This is a genomic window from Xanthomonas populi (assembly GCF_002940065.1).
Classification (GTDB): Bacteria; Pseudomonadota; Gammaproteobacteria; order Xanthomonadales; family Xanthomonadaceae; genus Xanthomonas; species Xanthomonas populi.
This window is the reverse complement of the sequence record NZ_MDEJ01000333.1, coordinates 1-509: the sequence shown is the minus strand read 5'-3', so window position 1 is coordinate 509 and position 509 is coordinate 1. Positions and strand designations below refer to the sequence as shown.

Genomic DNA, 509 nt, shown 5'->3' with positions numbered 1-509 from the left:
CGCGGCTGACGTCACTGGGATAGCGTGCTCTCATCTCCATATGATCGGATAATTCGGGAAGACTTTGAACGGGCTCTTAGATCGGTGTTGTAGCCGACAAAACCATCCACTTCCCAACCCGGGTCGCCTGCCGGAGTCGACATTGGACGTCCAGGTGCAGATGTACACGCCAAACGGCGTCTTGTACGTGAGTCCAGCCTGGAAGGCGGGCTCCTCGTTGGTCTGCCAAATGCCGCGGAACAGATAATCGCTGGTCACCGCAAAGGTGCCACTGAATGGCGAAGCTGGCGCTTTTCCGTCCTGCGCTTGCGCCAACGGAACCACGCCCAGCAACAACAACGACAGGCAACAAGCAAGCCGGGGGGGCTTCATGGAGAATCTTCTTGAACCCTGGTCGGTCGGATGACGCGAAGCGTGGCTGCAATGAATTTATTAGGGCCTGTTAACACATACGAAGCCCTTCAACGATCAGGACGAAGCTCAGGAATCCGAGGAACATGACGTCGAGC

At 56.6% G+C, this 509-nt stretch carries 1 pseudogene; it reads right to left on the bottom strand.

What is annotated here, in order from left to right:
- Positions 1–38: 38 nt before the first annotated feature.
- A pseudogene (locus XpopCFBP1817_RS21170) lies at positions 39–372 on the bottom strand (TorF family putative porin); the annotation flags it as partial.
- Between the last annotated feature and the right edge of the window lie 137 nt (positions 373–509).